A 20,165-nucleotide genomic window follows, 5' to 3' on the forward strand; every position below is an offset into this window, starting at 1 on the left:
GCCCTTTTCGTCTATGGGCGCGCAGCGGCGCGGAACAGATAAACGGCCAGCATTCTACCTGTCGACGCCGCAAATTGACAGGATCCATTTACGCGCCTGCCAGGCTGACAAACCGCACGGAGTTCAGGATATGGGAAAAACGATCAGTATGTTGTAACTAAAATGCGACGTTTTAAAAAATTACTGCCCGTCCAGGCCACGGATTGGCTTGATTGTGGACCAGGCGCGGCAGGAAGGACAGTGCCAGTAGAGCGTATACGCGGTAAAACCGCACTTCTGACAGCGATAGCGCGGCTTGCTGCGCACCTGTTCGCCAACCATGTCGCGCAGCACCATCAGGCTCTCTTTGGCGCGCCCTTCTTCAGCATCGTTCAGGTGATAATCCATCAGCTTGTGGAATACCCGCATGGTAGGATGGCGCTGCAGCTGACGCGTAATATAAACCTGCGCGGTGTCGCTTCCCTCATACTGCTCAACAACGTCTGAGAGCATCAGTTCAGCGGTAGCGCCGGTATTCTCTTCCACGCAGCGACGCAGAAATGCTACCCACTCTTCCTGCTTGTCGAGCTGTTGATAGCAGGTTTGCAGCATTTCCAGCGTTTCACTGACCAGCTCTTTGTCCTGGTCGATAACCCGCAGCAGGCTTTCAACGGCTTTGGCGTAGTCGCCATTCGCCATAAAGACGCGCCCCATCATGATGGAGATTCGCGCGCTGTTGCGGTCCGCGGCGGCGCCTTTCTTCAGCAGCGCCATGGCTTTATCCATGTCGTCGTTGCCCATCTGCTGAAGCGCAAGCTCACAGTAGAAATGGGCTATCTCAACGCGCTGCTTATCTTTACCCAGCTTCACCAGACGTTCGGCGGTATCAATGGCTTTCTGCCAGTCGCTGGTGGCCTGATAAATCTGCAGGAGCTGCTGCAGCGCGCCGATGCGGAAATCTGTTTCGTCCACCAGCTGCGCGAACATATCTTCTGCGCGATCGTACAACCCTGCGGCCATGTAATCCCGCCCCAGCTGTTGTACCGCAAGGAGACGTTGATCGTAGGTCAGCGAGGCGCTTTCCATCAGGGTCTGGTGAATACGTATGGCGCGATCGACCTCGCCGCGCGAGCGGAACAGGTTGCCCAGGGTGAGATGCGCTTCAACCGTCCCCGTATCCTCTTTCAGCATATCGAGGAACAGGTCTACAGCTTTGTCCTGCTGATTACTCAGGAGGAAGTTCACCCCCGCAACGTAGTCGCGGGAGAGGCGGTTGGCCTCATCCTGTTTTGTTTGTTGCGCACTTCTGCGGCCCATATACCAGCCATAGGCTGCGGCTACAGGCAAAAGCAGAAACAACAACTCCAGCATAGTCGATTATTCCTTCACGACCGGCACACCAGAGCTTTCCGGGATGTCAGACGCAGGGGCAATGTTATTTTCGAGTCGCTTAATTTTACGTTCAGCGCGCGCAAGAGAAACACGGACTTTCAGCCAGAACAGACCGCAAACCAGCCAGCCAATGGCAAATCCGGCAGCAAATAAGACCGCCAGCAGGCTCGAGACGCGATACTCACCCTGAGCCAGCAGATAGTTAAACGTCACCTGCTGATCGTTTTGTGCACCCAACGTGACTGAAATGACAAAAATCGCCAATACCAGTAAGAAAATGAGTAAATATTTCACATTACTTCCCGTTATGTGGTTCAAGCGAATAAAGTGTGTTCAACTCACCGCAATCAGCCTTATAAACTACCATTTTAGCGACGAGCGCGAAACGGAAAAAGTGACGCGCAGGTCATGGATCTATGGGCAAAATACGGAATATCAACCGTCAGGCGTCCGTTTGGTCCCTTTCGGCTATTTCTTCTTTCTCTTCTGGCGGTGGCGTTAGCGGGCCGCAGAATCGTTCAGTGAGCCAGGTCGCCAGCACGATCAGCAGCCATGAGATGAGCGTGGCGACGACCAGGTCCCGGGGCCAGTGCATCCCCAGCAGCAAGCGGCTGCCCATGACTCCCGTCGCCCAGACCAGTAAAATCACGATAGTAATCGTTCGACGCCTTGGCCAAAGCAGCCCAACCCCCAGCAACGCCCAGCTGGCCGCAAACATGGTGTGACCGGAAGGAAACGCGAACCCGGTCTCTTTCTGCCAGTGTTTACGCAAGAATTTCGGGATATCCTGCTGTTCCGCAAGCTGTTCTTTCACCAGCGCTCCACGATCTTTACGTTTTAAATTGTAGAACTCATCCACCGGAACATGATGCGTTTTTTCCAGCCAGACGACAAAAGGACGTGGCTCCTGAACGCGATCTTTAACCCAGGATTTCACGCCCTGACCGACAAGGATAGCGCCCCCGAGGATCGCAAAGAGCATCAGCGCCGCGCGCAAACGAAAGCGCAGGCACCACAGAAACCAGGCGCAGAGGAGTACGTGGGTAATAATCCCCCACGGCTGGGTGACCGTTTCCGTTATCCAGTATAACGTTTTCAGCCACGTGGCATTATGCCCGGGCTGCCACATCCAGCCTGAAAGCCATACGGCCAGAGGCATAATCAGTAAAATGGCCGCGCCTGCTGCCGTACGTCTGGCGATTGAAAGCATGTCTTCTCCTTTTTCGCTAAGCGTCACAATCATAACTGAAATTAATCCTTTGGGTGGATATGTCGGATCGTGCGTTTAACGTTCATATAGCATGGTGCCCATTAGGCGAACCTGCTGAGCTTGTGGCAAAATGAACTGATACAGAAAGCAAAACAGGGCAAAGGCACGAAACGTGTCAGCCTACTCTGGAGAATCACATGCAGCTTAAACGTGTGGCAGAAGCCAAACTGCCAACCCCATGGGGCGATTTCCTGATGGTGGGTTTTGAAGAACTGGCAACCGGACAGGATCATGTCGCGCTGGTATATGGCGACATTTCAGGGCAGACGCCGGTGCTGTCCCGCGTCCATTCAGAGTGTCTTACCGGCGACGCGCTGTTCAGCCTGCGCTGTGATTGTGGTTTCCAGCTGGAAGCCGCCCTGTCTCATATTGCAGAAGAAGGCCGCGGTGTGCTGCTTTATCACCGTCAGGAAGGTCGTAATATTGGTCTGCTGAATAAAATTCGCGCTTACGCGCTTCAGGACCAGGGCTACGATACGGTTGAAGCAAACCATCAGCTTGGCTTTGCCGCTGACGAACGGGACTTCACCCTGTGCGCCGATATGTTCAAGCTGCTGGGCGTGGACGAAGTTCGCCTGCTGACCAATAACCCGAAAAAAGTGGAGATCCTGACCGAAGCGGGGATCAACATCGTCGAGCGCGTACCGCTGATTGTCGGCCGTAACCCTAAAAACGCCCACTACCTGGATACCAAAGCCGCCAAGATGGGCCATCTGCTGAAAGAGTGATGCTAAAAGCCCGGCACGCGCGCCGGGCTTGTTTCATCAGTCCAGCATCTTACGAATCACATAATGTAAAATGCCGTCGTTCTGGTAATAGGTCAGCTCGGTTGCCGTATCAATACGGCACCGGCAATCCAGCACCTCGGTTTTCCCGTCTGCCCGCGTTAGCTTCACCGGCACCGTTTTCCCCGGCTGCAGGTTTTGCAGACCGCTAATCTCAATCTGCTCTTCCCCGGTAAGTCCCAGCGTTTTACGCGTCACTCCCTGCGGGAACTCAAGCGGCAGGATCCCCATACCGATCAGATTCGAGCGGTGAATACGTTCAAACGATTCGGCGATAACCACGCGAACGCCAAGCAGACGCGGACCTTTCGCCGCCCAGTCGCGGCTGGAGCCGGAACCGTACTCTTTCCCGGCGATCACCGCCAGCGGCGTACCTTCCTGTTGATATTTGACCGCAGCATCATAAATCGAAACCACTTCCGTCCCCGGCAGATGGCGCGTCATGCCCCCTTCCACGCCCGGTACCATTTCGTTACGAATGCGGATGTTGGCAAAGGTCCCGCGCATCATGACCTCATGATTGCCGCGACGCGAGCCGTAGGAGTTAAAATCGCGGCGTTCGACGCCCCGGCTCTGCAGATAACGTCCTGCCGGGCTATCGGCTTTGATACTTCCCGCCGGAGAGATATGGTCGGTCGTGACGGAATCTCCCAGCATCGCCAGTATGCGCGCGCCGTGGATATCCTTAAGCGGTGCCGGCTCGGCCAGCATCTCGTCAAAGAACGGCGACAGACGAATATAGGTCGAGTCATCCTGCCAGTCGTAGGTATCTGAGCCCACGACGTTGATGGTTTTCCACTCCGGCGTGCCTTCAAAGACCTCCGCATACTCTTTGCGGAACATCTCGGTTGAGACCTTTTCAACGGCCAGCGCGATTTCACGCGAAGATGGCCAGATATCTTTCAGGTAGACAGGATCATTCTTGCGATCGTGACCAATTGGATCGGTCGCCAGGTTGATATTCATGTTCCCTGCAAGGGCATACGCCACAACCAGCGGCGGCGAGGCGAGCCAGTTGGTTTTCACCAGCGGGTGAATACGCCCTTCAAAATTTCGGTTACCGGACAGGACCGCGCCTACCGTCAGGTCACCCTGCTTGATCGCCGTTTCAATGGGTTCAGGCAGCGGGCCGGAGTTACCAATACAGGTCGTACAGCCGTAGCCCACGAGGTTAAAGCCCAGTTCGTCAAGGTACGGCGTCAGTTTGGCCTGCGCCAGGTAATCCGATACCACTTTGGAACCCGGTGCCAGCGAGGCCTTGACCCATGGCTGAGGTTTTAGCCCAAGCTCTACCGCCTTTTTCGCCAACAGACCGGCCGCCATTAAGACGCTGGGGTTCGAGGTGTTGGTGCAGGAGGTAATGGCCGCAATAACAACCGCGCCATCCGGGAGCTGATACTGATGTCCGTTCAGAACATAGTCGACCGGACGGTGGTCTTTCTGCGCCACGTTCACTTCCAGCGCATTGCTGGCGGCAAAGGCTTTTGGCACGTCACTCAGCGCAACCCGATCCTGCGGACGTTTCGGCCCGGCGAGGCTCGCCTCGACGCTTCCCATATCGAGCTCAAGCGTGCTGGTGAAGACCGGTTCATCGCCCGGGTTTCGCCACATGCCCTGCGCTTTGGTATAGGCCTCCACCAGCGCGACCTGCTCTTCGCTGCGCCCGCTAAGGCGCATGTACTCCAGCGTGACGTCATCGATGGGGAAAAAGCCGCAGGTTGCACCGTATTCCGGCGCCATATTGGCAATGGTGGCACGGTCGGCAAGCGGCAGCGAATCCAGACCATCACCGTAGAATTCTACAAACTTGCCCACCACACCATGCTTACGCAGCATCTGGGTGACGGTGAGCACCAGATCGGTGGCGGTAATGCCTTCAGACAGCTTGCCGGTGAGCTTGAAGCCCACCACGTCAGGGATAAGCATGGACACCGGCTGGCCGAGCATGGCCGCTTCCGCTTCGATACCCCCGACGCCCCAGCCCAGCACGCCCAGACCGTTGATCATGGTGGTATGAGAGTCCGTGCCCACCAGCGTGTCCGGATAGGCGACCCACTCTTTATCCTGCAATTCACTCCAGACGGCTTTACCCAGATATTCAAGATTCACCTGGTGACAAATACCGGTACCCGGCGGGACCACGCTAAACCGGCTGAACGCCTGCTGTCCCCACTTCAGGAACACGTAGCGCTCGTGGTTGCGCTCCATCTCCAGACGCACGTTCTCGCCAAAGGCGTCGTCATCACCAAAGCGGTCAACCGTTACGGAGTGGTCAATGACGAGGTCAACGGGGGAAAGCGGATTCACTTTTGCCGTATCTCCGCCGAGACGCTTAACGGCCTCGCGCATCGCGGCTAAATCAACGACGGCAGGAACGCCGGTAAAGTCCTGCATCAGCACCCTGGCCGGGCGGTAGGCGACTTCTCTGTCGGCATGGGCATTTTCTAGCCACCCTGCCAGCGCCTGAATATCACCGAGGGTGACAGAGTCACCGTCCTGCCAGCGCAATAGATTTTCCAGTAAAACTTTCAATGACTTGGGTAAACGCGAAATGTCCCCAAGCGTTCTGGCAGCCATCGGCAGGCTGTAGTAATGCCAGGTTTTATTTTCTGCCTGTAACGTGTCCTTACTGGCTTCGCGTAGGGTTAACGACATAAGCTCCTCCTTAATCACAGAGATGCCCCGACAATCATCAGGGCCGTAATTAAAGATAACACAAAGATGTCGTAACGTTTTGATAACAACCCAAATTGATAAATTTAGGATTGGTCCAGAAAGGAAAAACAAAAAACCCCGCCGTAGCGAGGTTTTACAATTTAGTGGAGGGCCAACCAGATGAGCTGACTCCAGAACAGAATCGACACGGTAAAAACGCCGATCCATGACCAGTATTTGTGAGACGTCATGTTATTCATCATAGGGACACCAGGCATTATTTATTAAAAGTTCCGAGGTAAGTCCTCAGTGCTATATTGCTGATGTGTATTTATTAAAGAGTACAAAAGTGCAGAGTCGATATTCAGACTATTTGCATCATTACGCAATTAACTAAATTATTGTTTTTTGGGTTCGTCTTCAGCGAACACATCAATAAACGCTTGCTGCTGCGGCGTCAGTTTCCAGGACGCGGGTACAACAGTCGCAGGTGCTTTACGCCCTCTGTGGCCATTGTCACGATGCTGACACATCTGTTTTACCGTTTCTGTACGTACCGTCACTGCCATATTTAACCCCAATATTTCCAGGCCAGGAGAGCAACCACCACCCAAAACAGGGTAGAGACGAGAAAGACCGCCAGCCAGGCTTTACGCTTGAGCGCAGGATCCCTTTGCGGTTCTTCACTTCCTGAAGGCATTGCTAACCTCATACAATCGACATCGCTTATCATTTAGGACCAAACAATTGGTACAATTAATCATCTGTTGAGATAAATCCTAAAGAAACTTTAGCCGAAAAGCCAGTGAATTTACGCACCGGAAGGTATGAAATATTCAATCTTTTGACCAGAAATAAATAATTGAAAAGAAAAATTTGCGAAGGCGTAAATTAGTTTCTACTTTTGTCGCCAATTCACGACATTATAACCTTACGGATTAAATGGATAATGACATTATATGACAGGGGATGCGTAGATGATGATAATTCTAATTTAGCTTTGAGGCGTTATTTCGGTATCTTTCCCTGAGGGAAAGATACCGGGTGTGATTATTTTTCGGGGAGTTTGATGTCTTTAAACATCTCTTCAATATCTTCATTTGAGCGTAATGCAACGGCGGTATCAACCACATCACGCGTTAAATGAGGGGCAAAGCGCTGAATAAAATCATACATATAGCTGCGCAGGAAGGTGCTGCGACGGAAGCCAATCTTTGTGGTGCTATGACTGAAAACATCATGCGCATCAAGACGCACCAGGTCAGGGTCTGACACCGGATCCACCGCCATGCTGGCAATGACGCCCACCCCCAGACCAAGCCGCACATAGGTTTTAATCACGTCGGCGTCCGTTGCGGTAAAGACAATGCGCGGCGTTAACCCTGCCCGGTTAAAGGCTGTATCAAGCTCGGACCGTCCGGTAAAGCCAAACGTATACGTCACCAACGGATATTGAGCCAGCTCTTCGATAGTGACCGACCCTTTACCCGCCAGGGGGTGATCGGGGGTCACCACGATAGAACGATTCCAGTGATAGCAAGGAAGCATCACCAGATCGTCATACAGGTGAAGCGCTTCGGTGGCGATGGCAAAGTCTGCATTACCCTTGGAGACGGCTTCAGCAATTTGCGTTGGCGAGCCCTGGTGCATATGCAAAGAGACGCGAGGATAACGCTCGATAAAGCCTTTGATAACGCCGGGTAGCGCATAGCGTGCCTGGGTATGCGTCGTGGCAATATACAGCGAACCTTTATCCGGCCAGGTGTGTTCCCCCGCCACAGACTTAATTGCGTCGACTTTGGAGAGGACTTCCCGCGCAATGCGGATGATTTCCTGCCCCGCAGGCGTCACCTGGGTGAGATGCTTACCGCTGCGGGCAAATATCTGGATACCTAACTCGTCCTCCAGCATACGAACTTGTTTGCTGATGCCCGGTTGCGAGGTATATAACCCCTCGGCGGTAGAAGAGACGTTAAGGTTATGATTCACCACCTCAACGATATAACGAAGCTGCTGTAATTTCATGCCAGACCATCCGATTTAGCGCATGCGGTCAATCGCTTAAGACGATTTAATAATAAGAAACAGGTTAACTATAACCACTATATCATTTATAGCCTGACTGTATAGTACGGAACAAAAAATAATAACAAGGTAATAAAAAAGGGCCGGAAATCCGGCCCTTTTACAGGTAAGTTACGGTAAGGGAAGATTATTTCTTGCCTTCAACCCATTTGCCATCGACAAAGAAGGCAGACCATCCGGTCGCTTTACCCTCTTTCTCTGCCGCAACATACTGCTGCTTAGTTTTACGGCTAAACCGTACCACGGTTTTGTTGCCTTCCGGATCCTGCTGTGGCGCATCGGCCAGATAACGCAATTTCTCAGGCAGACGATCGCGGAAGCGATGCAACTCTTCCACCAGCGGCGCGCGCGTTTCACGCGATTTCGGGAAGGTGTTGGCGGCCAGGAAGACACCTGCGGCACCATCACGCAGCACGAAGTACGCGTCTGATTTCTCGCACGGCAGTTCTGGCAGCGGAACCGGATCTTCCTTCGGAGGAGCCACTTCGCCGTTACGCAGAATTTTGCGCGTGTTTTTACACTCGTCGTTGGTACAGGCCATGTACTTACCGAAACGCCCCATTTTCAGGTGCATTTCAGAGCCACACTTCTCGCATTCCACAATCGGGCCGTCATAGCCTTTAATGCGGAACTCGCCCTCTTCGATCTCATACCCGTCACACGTTGGGTTATTACCGCAAACGTGCAGCTTACGTTTTGGATCGATCAGGTAGCTGTCCATTGCCGTGCCGCATTTCTTGCAGCGGCGTTTGGCACGCAGAGCGTTAGTTTCCGCATCGTCACCTTCCAGCACGTTGAGAATTTCGTTCTCAGGCACCAGGTTGATGGTGGTTTTGCAGCGCTCTTTTGGTGACAGTGCGTAGCCGGAGCAGCCAAGGAACACGCCCGTGGTTGCGGTACGGATCCCCATCTTGCGGCCGCAGGTTGGACAGTCGATGCTGGTCAGAACCATCTGGTTAGGCAGCATGCCGCCCTCTTCAGGATCCTTCTCCGCTTTTTCAAGCTGGTCGGTAAAGTCGCTGAAGAAGCTGTCGAGTACCTTTTTCCATTCCGCCTGATGGCTGGCAACCTGGTCGAGGCTGTCTTCCATTTGCGCGGTGAAATCGTAGTTCATCAATTCGCGGAAGTTTGCTTCCAGACGGTCAGTGACGATCTCACCCATTTTTTCCGCATAGAAACGGCGGTTTTCAACGCGCACGTAGCCACGGTCCTGAATCGTCGAGATGATGGACGCGTAGGTCGACGGACGACCAATACCGCGTTTTTCCAGCTCTTTCACCAGGGACGCTTCACTGAAGCGCGCAGGCGGCTTGGTGAAGTGCTGTGCCGGAACCAGATCGACAAGCGACAACTCGTCACCTTTATTAACCGCAGGCAGCGTTCTGTCTTCATCGCCTTTACGCAGCGCAGGCATCACTTTCGTCCAGCCGTCGAAGCGCAGAATACGACCGCGCGCCTTCAGGCGGAAATCACCCGCGCCGACGGTCAGCGTTGTGGAATCGTACTTCGCAGGCGTCATCTGACAAGCGACAAACTGGCGCCAGATCAGCTGATACAGCTTCTGCGCATCCGCTTCCATATCTTTTAACGATTCCGCGAGGACGGAGACGTCGGAAGGACGAATTGCTTCGTGCGCTTCCTGGGAATTCTCTTTGCTGGCGTACTGATTCGCACTTTCCGGCAGGTATTTTTTGCCGAAATTGTCGCTGATATAACCGCGAACCATATTAACAGCGTCCTGGCTCAGGTTGGTGGAGTCAGTACGCATGTAGGTGATGTAGCCCGCTTCATACAGGCGCTGCGCCATCATCATGGTTTTCTTCACGCCATAACCCAGACGCGTGCTTGCAGCCTGTTGCAGCGTTGAAGTAATAAACGGCGCACCCGGCTTGCTGCTGGTCGGTTTGTCTTCACGTTCCAGCACCTGATAGCGTGCTTTTTCCAGCAGCGCTACGGCGGCCATGGTCTGGTCGCGGTTTTCCGGACGGAAAGGCTTATCGTTGTGATGGCTCACCTGCAGCGGCAGAGCGTCACCGCCCGGCGTGGTCACATTGGCATCGACTTCCCAGAACTCTTCCGGCACGAAGGCTTTAATTTCGCGCTCACGCTCAACGACCAGACGCACGGCGACGGATTGCACACGCCCTGCGGACAGGCCACGGGCAATCTTCTTCCACAGCAGTGGAGAGACCATGTAGCCCACCACGCGGTCCATAAAGCGACGTGCCTGCTGTGCGTTTACGCGGTCAATATTCAGTTCGCCCGGCTTCTCAAACGCCTGACGAATCGCATTCTTCGTAATTTCGTTAAACACTACACGGCTGTAGCGTTTGTCATCACCACCGATCACTTCCCGCAGGTGCCACGCAATGGCTTCCCCTTCGCGGTCAAGGTCGGTTGCGAGATAGATGTGGTCTGCTTTTTCAGCAAGCTGCTTCAGCTCGTTAACGACTTTTTCTTTCCCGGGCAGCACTTCATATTGTGCATCCCAGTTATGCCATGGGTTAACACCCATGCGGTTGACAAGCGCGCTACGTTCATCCTTTTTAGGCTTTTTAGCCCCTTTGGTGGAGGTAGAGTCTGCGCTCTTTTTGCTGGCTGAGCCACTGGTCGGCAAATCGCGGATATGACCGACGCTGGACTTAACCACGTAGTCATTACCCAGATACTTATTGATCGTTTTGGCTTTTGCCGGGGACTCAACGATGACGAGAGCTTTACCCATATTCACCTTTACCTAATTTAATTCTTCCAGGAATACGCCGCACGTTGATTTCCCTTCCGCTGACGACGAGCCAATGATATTGCGACTGCGTCAGGAGATATCAACCCCTTTGACTTACCGGACGTTAATGAGAAGACGCCCAGGTGATTGAGTTTTCGGGTATTTTTCTCACATCTCGTGTAATTCGTGACGAATTCCCGGTTGAATGTCAAGCAATTCTATTGCCAGAATGACGAAAGCGCACACTCTACCTGATAAAATTCGTTACGCAACTTTATTAGCATGCAAAAGCAGATCCCGCCAGCCAGGCCCCTGCACCTTATCCCCTCACATTACAGGGAAAATTTGCCCCCAAAGCGCCCTCGGCGTAGACTATTGTCACTGTTTAAGGAGTGGATTATGCAGAATACGACCCAACCTATTGACCGAGCCTCTCTGCTTATCGAAGCAAACAAGCTTATCCGTGACCATGAAGATACGCTGGCGGGCATTGAAGCCACTGGCGTAGAGCAGCGTAATGGCGTGCTGATTTTCAGCGGCGAATACTTCCTTGACGAACAGGGTTTACCGACCCCGAAAAGCACCGCCGTGTTTAACATGTTCAAATACCTGGCGCATACGCTTTCAGAGAAATATCACCTGGTCGATTAACGCAAAACGCGAGGCATATGCCTCGCGTTTTTGTTTACAGCAGCGGTTTTTGTCCGCGCTGTAGCCAGCGCAGCAGCAGACGATCCGCGCTTTCCGCTGCACTGTTTGTAAAGCGGTCAAGGAGTCGCTTACGCTGGGTAAAACGCACGCCCACCAGCTCCCGGCCTTCCATTAGATTGAGCAGCAGATCGTCGCTGGTTCCGACCTCATCCACCAGCCCTTTCTCCTGCGCCTGGACGCCGTACCAGTGCTCGCCCGTCGCGACCTGTTCAATATCGAGCGTTGGGCGCATACGGTGTACAAAATCTTTAAAGAGATGATGCGTTTCGTTGAGATCTTCGCGGAATTTTTGACGCCCTTCTTCCGTGTTTTCCCCCAGCAGCGTCAGGGTACGTTTGTACTGACCCGCCGTGTGAAGTTCGATATCAATCTCTTTATTTTTCAGGAAGCGGTTAAAGTTCGGAATTTGCGCGACCACGCCGATCGAGCCAATAATGGAGAACGGCGCGGCAACAATTTTGTCCGCCACGCAGGCCATCATGTAGCCACCGCTCGCCGCCACTTTATCCACGGCCACGGTCAGCGGGATCTGTTTTTCACGCAGGCGCTGCAGCTGTGAGGCGGCCAGTCCGTAACCGTGAACCACCCCGCCCGGGCTTTCAAGACGCACGACAACCTGATCCTGCGGTGTCGCCACGGCCAGAACGGCAGTCACTTCTTCCCGCAGAGAAGACACTTCATGCGCATCCATACTGCCTTTAAAATCGAGCACATAGACGCGCGGCGTGGCCTTATCCTGCGGCGCATTGAGCTTTGCTTTTGCCTTTGCCGCTTTGGCTTCCTGTTTATGCTTTTTCTTCTGCGCTTTCAGCCAGAGTTTCTGTTGATGACTATCAAGCAGCGCCAGAGACATCTCTTCCTGCATCTCTTTATACTGCTCGCTCAGGCGGGTGATGCGTAACTCCCCACGCTGACGCTTGCGCTGCGTCAGGTTGACAATCAGAACGGCTACCACCGCAATGGCAACCACCACCGTCGCGATTTTGGCCAAAAACAACCCATATTGAGAAAGTAATTCCACGCGTTCCACCTTGATTTAACCACGAATCTTTCACGGCAGTGTACAACAGCCCTGCCCATGCGTCTCGTTCGTGACATTACCTCTGCGAGCCGCCTTCAGGAATCCCCGGGCTGGAGTTTAAATATTTGCAAATTGTTAATTTTACAGTAATGCGTCCTGTAGACTGATTGAATTATTAGGCTAATTCGGGCATAAAGCCGAAAAGTCATTATAAAGGCGCCATTGCATCACCGGTCGCCTGAGGAGTCACCGTGCATTATCAACCGCAAAAAAATCTGCTGCACAACCGGATTATTCTTGTCACCGGTGCCAGCGACGGGATTGGCCGCGAGGCAGCCCTGACATACGCCGAATATGGCGCGCACGTCATTTTGATCGGGCGCAACGAAGAAAAACTGAAAAGCGTCGCTCAGGAGATTGAGGCTGCATGCGGCACGCCGGCCCCGTGGTATACGCTCGATTTACTGACCTGCACGCCTGCGGTGTGCCAGGAATTAGCCCAGCGCATCAGCGCTCACTATCCGAGACTCGACGGCGTGCTGCATAACGCCGGTTTGTTAGGCGAGGTTCGTCCGATGGATGAACAGGATCCTGATATCTGGCAGCAGGTGATGCAGGTCAACGTCAACGGCACGTTTTTCCTCACACAGGCATTGCTTCCTTTATTACTCAAATCCGAGTCAGGGTCCCTGGTCTTTACCTCGTCCAGCGTTGGTCGTGAAGGACGCGCAAACTGGGGAGCCTATGCCGTATCAAAATTCGCGACCGAAGGCATGATGCAGGTGCTGGCGGAGGAGTATCAGAGCCGCCATCTGCGCGTAAACTGCATTAACCCGGGCGGTACGCGCACCAAAATGCGCGCCAGCGCGTTCCCGAGCGAAGATCCGCAGAAGCTGAAAACCCCGGCAGACATTATGCCGCTCTATCTCTGGCTGATGGGCGACGACAGCCGCCGCAAAACCGGGATGACCTTTGACGCCCAGCCGGGACGTAAACCAGGAATTTCTCAATGAGTGAAGAACGTCATCAGCAGCGCCAGCAGCGTCTGAAAGAACAGGTCGATGCGCGCGTCGCGGCAGCCCAGGACGAACGTGGGATCGTCATCGTTTTTACCGGCAACGGCAAGGGCAAAACCACTGCCGCATTCGGCACGGCGACACGCGCCGTCGGACACGGTCAAAAAGTGGGCGTGATCCAGTTTATCAAAGGCGAATGGCCCAACGGTGAGCGGAATTTGCTTGAGCCTCACGGCGTTGAGTTTCAGGTAATGGCGACCGGGTTTACGTGGGATACTCAGAACCGGGAAACGGATACTGCAGCCTGTCTCGCCGTCTGGGAGCATGCAAAGAGAATGCTGGCCGATCGCTCGCTGAATATGGTTCTGCTGGATGAGATCACCTATATGGTCGCCTACGACTACCTGCCGCTGGAAGCCGTGCTGGATGCTCTGAAGAATCGTCCTGTACACCAGACGGTTATCGTCACGGGGCGCGGGTGTCATCGGGATATTCTGGAGATGGCCGATACCGTCAGCGAGCTGCGTCCGGTCAAACATGCGTTTGATGCGGGCATCAAAGCGCAAATTGGAATTGATTACTAAAGAAAAAAACCCGGTGTGTTCACCGGGCTTTTGTATTAACCGTTGTTGTTACGGCTGCCGGAGCGGCGGCTGCTGCTCACCTGGCTGTGTCGCTTCACCGCGCGACGGATCTGATTCGCCTTCATGCGACGACGATCTTTCTCCACCGCCACTTTTGAGGTGGTTTCCGGCGTCAGGCCGACAAGCTCGCGCAGGTAGTTGGTTTGGGTCAGATCCAGTTCGGTATAACCACCGCGCGGCAGACCTTTCGGCAGCAGAATGTCGCCGTAACGGACGCGGATCAGACGGCTCACCTGGACGCCTACCGCTTCCCAGAGACGACGCACCTCGCGGTTACGGCCTTCGGTCAGGGTCACGTTGTACCACTGGTTAATGCCTTCCCCACCGGTAAATTTGATGGTTTTGAACGCCGCAGGACCGTCTTCCAGCTGAACGCCACGCGACAGATCGCGCAGTTTATTCTCATCAACCTGGCCAAATACGCGCACCGCGTATTCACGTTCCACTTCACGGCTTGGGTGCATCAGACGGTTTGCCAGTTCACCATCGGTGGTGAACAGCAGCAGACCGCAGGTGTTTACGTCCAGACGACCGACGGCAATCCAGCGAGCGCCGCGCAGTTTAGGCAGACGGTCAAACACCGTCGGACGACCTTCCGGGTCGTTGCGGGTGCACAGCTCGCCTTCCGGCTTGTAGTAAGCCAGTACGCGGCAGATCTGTTCAGCGGACTCTTTCACGGAGATGAGGTGACCGTCGATGCGGATCTTCAGCCCCGGTACGATTTCAACGCGGTCACCCAGCGTGGCGATTTTACCGTCCACACTCACGCGGCCCGCTTCAATAATGGCTTCGATTTCACGGCGTGAGCCGTGGCCGGCACGCGCCAGCACTTTCTGTAACTTCTCGCTCATTGAGCTTCCTCAGGTGTCGCCTTCACAGGCGTCGAATCAGGTCAAAAGAGGGCTGAGCCCTGCTTTGATGGCCGCGTAGTATATCTGCTTATACCTTTACAAGAAAGGCTTTACGTCACCCACGCCTTCACGAATCACTTCCGGTGCATCTTCGGTTAAGTCGACCACGGTGGTCGGCTGCTGGCCGAGATAGCCGCCGTGAATAATCAGCTCGACCAACTTCTCCAGACGATCTTTGATCTCTTCCGGATCGGACTCGGTAAACTCACTTCCGGGCAGCATCAGCGAGGTAGAAAGCATCGGTTCGCCGAGGGTTTCCAGCAGCGCCTGCGCAATCGGGTTCGACGGCACGCGCATGCCGATGGTTTTGCGTTTCTCCTGCAGCAGACGACGCGGTACTTCCTTCGTGCCCTTCAGGATGAAGGTGTAGTTACCCGGCGTGTTGTTCTTAATCAGGCGAAACGCCACGTTATCGACATACGCATAGGTCGACAGCTCAGAGAGATCGCGGCACATCAGGGTAAAGTTATGGCCGTCCGGCAGCTGACGAATACGGCAAATGCGCTCCATTGCCCCTTTATCTTCAATTTTACAGCCCAGCGCGTAGCCTGAATCGGTCGGGTAGACAATCACGCCGCCTTTGCGGACGATCTCCACGGCCTGGTTGATCAGACGTGGCTGCGGGTTATCCGGATGGATATAGAAAAACTGACTCATACTTCCCTCTCTTCAATTTGCTGCGGCTGTTCCCAGAGCTGCCAGACCGGCTCAACGCCAGCGGGCAACCAGAGCTTGCGCCCCAGTTCGATCCACGCGCAGGGCTGATGGAAATCAGAGCCCTGTGAACCAAGCAGGCCGAACTGACGGGCATAGGTCGCGAGCTGCGCGCGCTCGTTGGGTGCCTGCTGACACTGGGCGACTTCCATCGCCTCGCCACCGCATTCGGCAAAGTGTGCCAGCAGCCTTTTCAGCCATTTAGCAGAAAGATTATACCGCCCCGGATGGGCCAGCACGGCCTTACCGCCAGAATGATGAATCACATCAATAGCTTGTTTTATTGTACACCACTGTGGCGGAACGTATCCGGTTTTACCGCGTGCCAGATACTTTTTAAAGACGTCGGCCATGTTCGTCGCTTTGCCCGCGTCGACCAGAAAACGGGCGAAATGACCGCGGGTAACCGCCCCGCCGTTCGCCATCTTTTGCGCGCCTTCCAGCGCGCCCGGAATATGTGCCTTTTCCAGACGCTCGCCTATCATCTCTGCGCGCTGATTGCGGCGCGTTTTTTGTTCTTGCAAAAATGCCGTAAGTGCCGGATGGTCTATATCGATGTTCAGGCCAACAATATGAATCTCATGGTTTTCCCAGACGGTCGAGATCTCGACGCCGGACACCAGATTCAGCGCCAGCCCGCTGCGGGCAATCTCGGCGCGCGCCGCCGGAATGGCATCAGTGGTATCGTGATCGGTTATCGCCAGCGTGCCGACGCGCATTTCAACGGCGCGATGAACCAGGGCTTCGGGTGTCAGCAGGCCATCAGAGGCCTGAGTATGGCTGTGTAAATCATAAATAATGGCGTAGGTGGTATCGCTCAAAGCACTTCCCATAACAGGTTGGAGACATCCGAAAACACCATGATACCGACTTAACGCGAAATTCTGAAATCAAGGGTTGACAACTTGCCATCGAACTAGTTAACTAGTACGCAAGTTCACACGAGAAAGGTATCTGAAAATGACAGCACATTTCACTCTACACGGCTGGTGGCGCACTTCCTGATCTTCGGGCAGTGTCACGCGTCTGCGAAATGCAAACAGATACCCGCCCGCTACCCAGCGGGCTTTTTTTTGAACAAAATATGAGAACAACAACATGCAAACAGCCAAACCTCATCTCGAACTGCTGACCTGCGAGGCGGCCTATCGCCACAACCCGACCGCGCTGTTTCATCAGGTGTGCGGGGCTCGCCCGGCAACGCTGCTGCTGGAGTCTGCGGATATCGACAGCAAGGACGATCTCAAGAGCCTGCTGCTGGTCGACAGCGCGCTGCGCATTACCGCTTTAGGTGACACTGTCACCATCAAGGCTTTGTCTGACAATGGCGCATCACTGCTGCCGCTGCTGGATGCCGCCCTGCCGTCAGGCATTGAAAATGAACGTCATCCAGAAATGCGTATTCTGCATTTCCCGCCGGTGAGCCAGCTGCTGGACGAAGACGCGCGCCTCTGCTCCCTGTCCGTTTTCGATGCCTTCCGCCTGCTGCAGAACCTGGTCACCGTGCCGGAAGACGAGCGTGAGGCGATGTTCTTTGGGGGGCTGTTTGCTTATGACCTGGTCGCCGGATTTGAAGATTTGCCGGAAACCGAACAGGGTAATCGCTGCCCGGACTATTGCTTCTATCTGGCTGAAACGCTGCTGGTGATCGACCACCAGAAGCAATACACACGCATCCAGGCAAGTCTGTTCACGCCCTCTCCCGCTGAGAAAAACCGTCTTGAGCACCGCATCGCTCAGCTGCAGCATCAGATGACGGAAGCACCGCCTGCGCTGCCGGTGCAGCGCGTGGAGAAAATGACCTGCGACGTTAACCAGACTGACGATCAGTACGGCGCCGTGGTTCGCCAGATGCAAAAAGCGATTCGCGCCGGGGAAATTTTCCAGGTCGTGCCGTCCCGTCGCTTCTCACTGCCCTGCCCGTCGCCGCTCGCAGCCTACGACGTGCTGAAAAAGAGTAACCCAAGCCCGTACATGTTTTTCATGCAGGACAACGAATTCACGCTGTTCGGCGCCTCGCCGGAAAGCTCGCTGAAATACGACGCCACCAGCCGTCAGATTGAGATCTACCCGATTGCCGGTACCCGTCCGCGCGGGCGTCGCGCCGACGGTTCCCTGGACCGCGATCTGGACAGCCGCATCGAACTGGAGATGCGTACCGACCACAAAGAACTCTCCGAGCACCTGATGCTGGTTGACCTGGCGCGTAACGATCTGGCACGCATTTGCACCCCAGGCAGCCGCTACGTGGCGGACCTGACCAAAGTCGACCGCTATTCGTTCGTGATGCACCTCGTCTCCCGAGTGGTCGGCGAGCTGCGCCATGACCTCGACGTGCTGCACGCCTACCGCGCCTGTATGAACATGGGCACCCTCAGCGGCGCGCCGAAAGTGCGCGCCATGCAGCTGATTGCCGCCGCCGAAGGACGCCGTCGCGGCAGCTACGGCGGCGCGGTGGGCTACTTCACCGCCCACGGCGATCTCGATACCTGCATCGTAATCCGCTCCGCCTATGTCGAAGACGGTATCGCCACCGTCCAGGCGGGTGCCGGGATTGTTCTTGATTCTGTTCCGCAGTCTGAAGCTGACGAAACGCGCAGTAAAGCCCGTGCGGTCCTTCGCGCCATTGCTACCGCACACCATGCACAGGAGATTTTCTGATGGCTGACATTCTGCTGCTCGATAATATCGACTCCTTTACCTATAACCTGGCAGATCAGCTGCGTGCGAATGGCCACAACGTTGTTATCTACCGCAACCACGTTCCGGCGCAGACCCTGATTGACCGTCTGGCCACCATGCAAAACCCGGTGCTGATGCTCTCCCCGGGGCCAGGCGCGCCGAGCGAAGCGGGCTGTATGCCGGAGCTGCTGACCCGCATGCGCGGCAAGCTGCCGATCGTCGGCATCTGCCTCGGCCATCAGGCGATCGTTGAAGCCTATGGCGGCTACGTTGGCCAGGCGGGTGAGATCCTGCACGGTAAAGCGTCCAGCATTGAACATGACGGCCAGGCGATGTTTGCAGGGCTGCCGAACCCGCTCCCGGTCGCGCGCTATCACTCGCTGGTTGGCAGCAATATTCCCGCCGGGCTGACGATCAACGCCTCGTTTGAAGGCATGGTGATGGCGGTGCGCCACGATGCGGACCGCGTCTGCGGCCTGCAGTTCCACCCGGAATCGATCCTGACCTCCCACGGCGCCCGCCTGCTGGAGCAGACTCTCGACTGGGCGTTACAGAAGCTGGAGCAGACCAACACCCTGCAGCCGATTCTGGAAAAACTGTACCAGGCGCAGACCCTGAGCCAGCAGGAGAGCCATCAGCTCTTCTCCGCCGTGGTTCGCGGCGAGCTGAAGCCTGAGCAGCTTGCAGCCGCGCTGGTGAGCATGAAGGTGCGCGGCGAAAGCCCGCAGGAGATTGCCGGTGCCGCCACGGCCCTGCTGGAAAATGCCGCCCCGTTCCCGCGCCCGGACTATCAGTTTGCCGATATTGTCGGTACCGGCGGTGACGGCAGTAACAGCATCAATATCTCCACCGCCAGCGCCTTCGTGGCGGCGGCGTGCGGTATGAAGGTCGCGAAGCATGGTAACCGCAGCGTTTCCAGCCGGTCAGGTTCTTCCGATCTGCTCGCCGCATTCGGTATTAACCTCGATATGAACGCCGAGCGTTCCCGCGAAGCGCTGGATGACCTGGGCGTCTGCTTCCTGTTTGCGCCGAAGTACCACACCGGTTTCCGCCACGCGATGCCGGTTCGTCAGCAGCTCAAAACCCGCACGCTGTTTAACGTGCTCGGCCCGCTGATCAACCCGGCTCATCCGCCGCTGGCGCTGATTGGCGTTTACAGCCCTGAGCTGGTTCTGCCGATTGCCGAGACGCTGCGCGTGCTGGGTTATCAACGTGCCGCCGTGGTGCACAGCGGAGGTATGGATGAGGTTTCTCTTCATGCCCCGACGCTGGTTGCCGAACTGCGCGACGGTGAAATCCTCAGCTATCAGCTGGAGGCTGCCGACTTCGGCCTTGCGCCATACCATCAGGAAGCGCTGGCAGGCGGTACGCCGGAAGAAAACCGTGACATTCTGACTCGCTTATTACAAGGTAAAGGAGAGGTCGCCCATGAGGCCGCCGTTGCTGCCAACGTCGCCATGCTGATGCGTTTGCACGGTGAGGAAGACCTGAAGGCCAACGTTCAAAAAGTTCTGGATGTACTGCGCTCCGGTGCAGCTTACGATCGCGTTACCGCACTTGCGGCAAGAGGGTAAA

The 20,165-nt window shown here is 55.2% G+C and carries 20 protein-coding genes and 1 other annotated feature; of the genes, 7 read left to right on the forward strand and 13 right to left on the reverse strand.

From position 1 onward, the window contains the following. Window positions 1–180: 180 nt before the first annotated feature. From lapB to pgpB, 3 genes are all read right to left on the reverse strand, one after another. The gene (lapB, locus tag BJ885_RS08930; protein ID WP_023335944.1) at window positions 181–1,350 is read right to left on the reverse strand and encodes a lipopolysaccharide assembly protein LapB; all 1,170 of its coding nucleotides are present in this window, start codon (window positions 1,348–1,350) and stop codon (window positions 181–183) included. Window positions 1,351–1,356: 6 nt separating this feature from the next. Next, entirely contained in the window at window positions 1,357–1,665 is a 309-nt protein-coding gene (locus BJ885_RS08935) for a LapA family protein (protein WP_023312067.1), read from the reverse strand. Between the two features lie 148 nt (window positions 1,666–1,813). Continuing rightward, window positions 1,814–2,581 (reverse strand): phosphatidylglycerophosphatase B, encoded by a 768-nt coding sequence (gene pgpB, locus BJ885_RS08940; RefSeq protein ID WP_059446799.1) that lies wholly within the window; start codon window positions 2,579–2,581, stop codon window positions 1,814–1,816. A 197-nt stretch (window positions 2,582–2,778) separates the two neighbouring features. On the opposite strand from pgpB, the gene ribA reads away from it, so the two are divergent. After that, window positions 2,779–3,369 carry a GTP cyclohydrolase II gene (ribA, locus tag BJ885_RS08945; protein ID WP_008501210.1) on the forward strand — a complete coding sequence of 197 codons (591 nt, stop codon included), beginning with the start codon at window positions 2,779–2,781 and terminating at the stop codon, window positions 3,367–3,369. Between the two features lie 36 nt (window positions 3,370–3,405). On the opposite strand, the gene acnA is transcribed toward ribA, so the two are convergent. The 6 genes from acnA to topA all read right to left on the reverse strand — a co-directional run bounded on the left by acnA (window position 3,406) and on the right by topA (window position 10,891). Continuing rightward, on the reverse strand, window positions 3,406–6,081 hold the full coding sequence (gene acnA, locus BJ885_RS08950) for an aconitate hydratase AcnA (RefSeq protein WP_121931742.1): 2,676 nt from the start codon (window positions 6,079–6,081) through the stop codon (window positions 3,406–3,408). A gap of 161 nt (window positions 6,082–6,242) precedes the next feature. Next, window positions 6,243–6,341 (reverse strand): small membrane protein YmiC, encoded by a 99-nt coding sequence (gene ymiC / locus BJ885_RS23470; protein WP_032623144.1) that lies wholly within the window; start codon window positions 6,339–6,341, stop codon window positions 6,243–6,245. 138 nt (window positions 6,342–6,479) lie between these two features. Next, a complete protein-coding gene (locus BJ885_RS23340; RefSeq protein WP_032656727.1) occupies window positions 6,480–6,650 on the reverse strand; it encodes a hypothetical protein in 171 nt (56 codons plus the stop codon). A gap of 2 nt (window positions 6,651–6,652) precedes the next feature. Continuing rightward, window positions 6,653–6,793: a YmiA family putative membrane protein gene (locus tag BJ885_RS08955; RefSeq protein WP_213327741.1), complete on the reverse strand. Its 141-nt coding sequence runs from the start codon at window positions 6,791–6,793 to the stop codon at window positions 6,653–6,655. Between the two features lie 338 nt (window positions 6,794–7,131). After that, complete coding sequence (cysB, locus tag BJ885_RS08960) at window positions 7,132–8,106, reverse strand: HTH-type transcriptional regulator CysB (RefSeq protein WP_008502814.1); 975 nt, start codon at window positions 8,104–8,106, stop codon at window positions 7,132–7,134. Window positions 8,107–8,293: 187 nt separating this feature from the next. Beyond that, complete coding sequence (gene topA, locus BJ885_RS08965; RefSeq protein ID WP_121931743.1) at window positions 8,294–10,891, reverse strand: type I DNA topoisomerase; 2,598 nt, start codon at window positions 10,889–10,891, stop codon at window positions 8,294–8,296. A gap of 399 nt (window positions 10,892–11,290) precedes the next feature. Between topA and BJ885_RS08970 the strand changes: the two genes are divergently transcribed. After that, a complete protein-coding gene (locus BJ885_RS08970) occupies window positions 11,291–11,542 on the forward strand; it encodes a YciN family protein (RefSeq protein ID WP_023312072.1) in 252 nt (83 codons plus the stop codon). Window positions 11,543–11,576: 34 nt separating this feature from the next. On the opposite strand, the gene sohB is transcribed toward BJ885_RS08970, so the two are convergent. Beyond that, entirely contained in the window at window positions 11,577–12,623 is a 1,047-nt protein-coding gene (gene sohB, locus BJ885_RS08975; protein WP_029740527.1) for a protease SohB, read from the reverse strand. A 251-nt stretch (window positions 12,624–12,874) separates the two neighbouring features. Here sohB and BJ885_RS08980 point away from each other — a divergent pair, with 251 nt between their 5' ends. After that, a complete protein-coding gene (locus tag BJ885_RS08980) occupies window positions 12,875–13,636 on the forward strand; it encodes a YciK family oxidoreductase (protein WP_121931744.1) in 762 nt (253 codons plus the stop codon). Continuing rightward, window positions 13,633–14,223, forward strand: coding sequence for a cob(I)yrinic acid a,c-diamide adenosyltransferase (gene cobO, locus BJ885_RS08985; protein WP_121931745.1), 591 nt, complete (start codon window positions 13,633–13,635; stop codon window positions 14,221–14,223). Before BJ885_RS08980 ends, cobO begins: the two co-directional genes overlap by 4 nt. 35 nt (window positions 14,224–14,258) lie before the next feature. On the opposite strand, the gene rluB is transcribed toward cobO, so the two are convergent. The 3 genes from rluB to rnm form a co-directional block, all read right to left on the reverse strand. Then, window positions 14,259–15,134 (reverse strand): 23S rRNA pseudouridine(2605) synthase RluB, encoded by an 876-nt coding sequence (rluB, locus tag BJ885_RS08990; protein WP_023312076.1) that lies wholly within the window; start codon window positions 15,132–15,134, stop codon window positions 14,259–14,261. Window positions 15,135–15,230: 96 nt separating this feature from the next. After that, window positions 15,231–15,851 (reverse strand): L-threonylcarbamoyladenylate synthase, encoded by a 621-nt coding sequence (locus tag BJ885_RS08995; RefSeq protein WP_047061018.1) that lies wholly within the window; start codon window positions 15,849–15,851, stop codon window positions 15,231–15,233. Next, the gene (gene rnm, locus BJ885_RS09000) at window positions 15,848–16,729 is read right to left on the reverse strand and encodes an RNase RNM (protein WP_029740530.1); all 882 of its coding nucleotides are present in this window, start codon (window positions 16,727–16,729) and stop codon (window positions 15,848–15,850) included. The genes BJ885_RS08995 and rnm overlap by 4 nt, the downstream gene beginning before the upstream one ends. Before the next feature lie 139 nt (window positions 16,730–16,868). Between rnm and trpL the strand changes: the two genes are divergently transcribed. The 3 genes from trpL (at window position 16,869) to trpD (ending at window position 20,164) form a co-directional block, all read left to right on the forward strand. Beyond that, the gene (gene trpL / locus BJ885_RS23570; protein WP_106993556.1) at window positions 16,869–16,913 is read left to right on the forward strand and encodes a trp operon leader peptide; all 45 of its coding nucleotides are present in this window, start codon (window positions 16,869–16,871) and stop codon (window positions 16,911–16,913) included. Next, window positions 16,890–16,983, forward strand: a sequence feature (Trp leader region). It overlaps the preceding gene by 24 nt. Before the next feature lie 23 nt (window positions 16,984–17,006). Continuing rightward, complete coding sequence (locus BJ885_RS09010) at window positions 17,007–18,569, forward strand: anthranilate synthase component 1 (protein ID WP_121931746.1); 1,563 nt, start codon at window positions 17,007–17,009, stop codon at window positions 18,567–18,569. Beyond that, window positions 18,569–20,164: a bifunctional anthranilate synthase glutamate amidotransferase component TrpG/anthranilate phosphoribosyltransferase TrpD gene (gene trpD, locus BJ885_RS09015; RefSeq protein WP_121931747.1), complete on the forward strand. Its 1,596-nt coding sequence runs from the start codon at window positions 18,569–18,571 to the stop codon at window positions 20,162–20,164. Before BJ885_RS09010 ends, trpD begins: the two co-directional genes overlap by 1 nt. The last annotated feature ends 1 nt before the right edge of the window (window position 20,165 follow it).

This window comes from Enterobacter sp. WP_7_1, assembly GCF_003688535.1.
In the GTDB taxonomy this organism is placed as follows: Bacteria; Pseudomonadota; Gammaproteobacteria; order Enterobacterales; family Enterobacteriaceae; genus Enterobacter; species Enterobacter asburiae.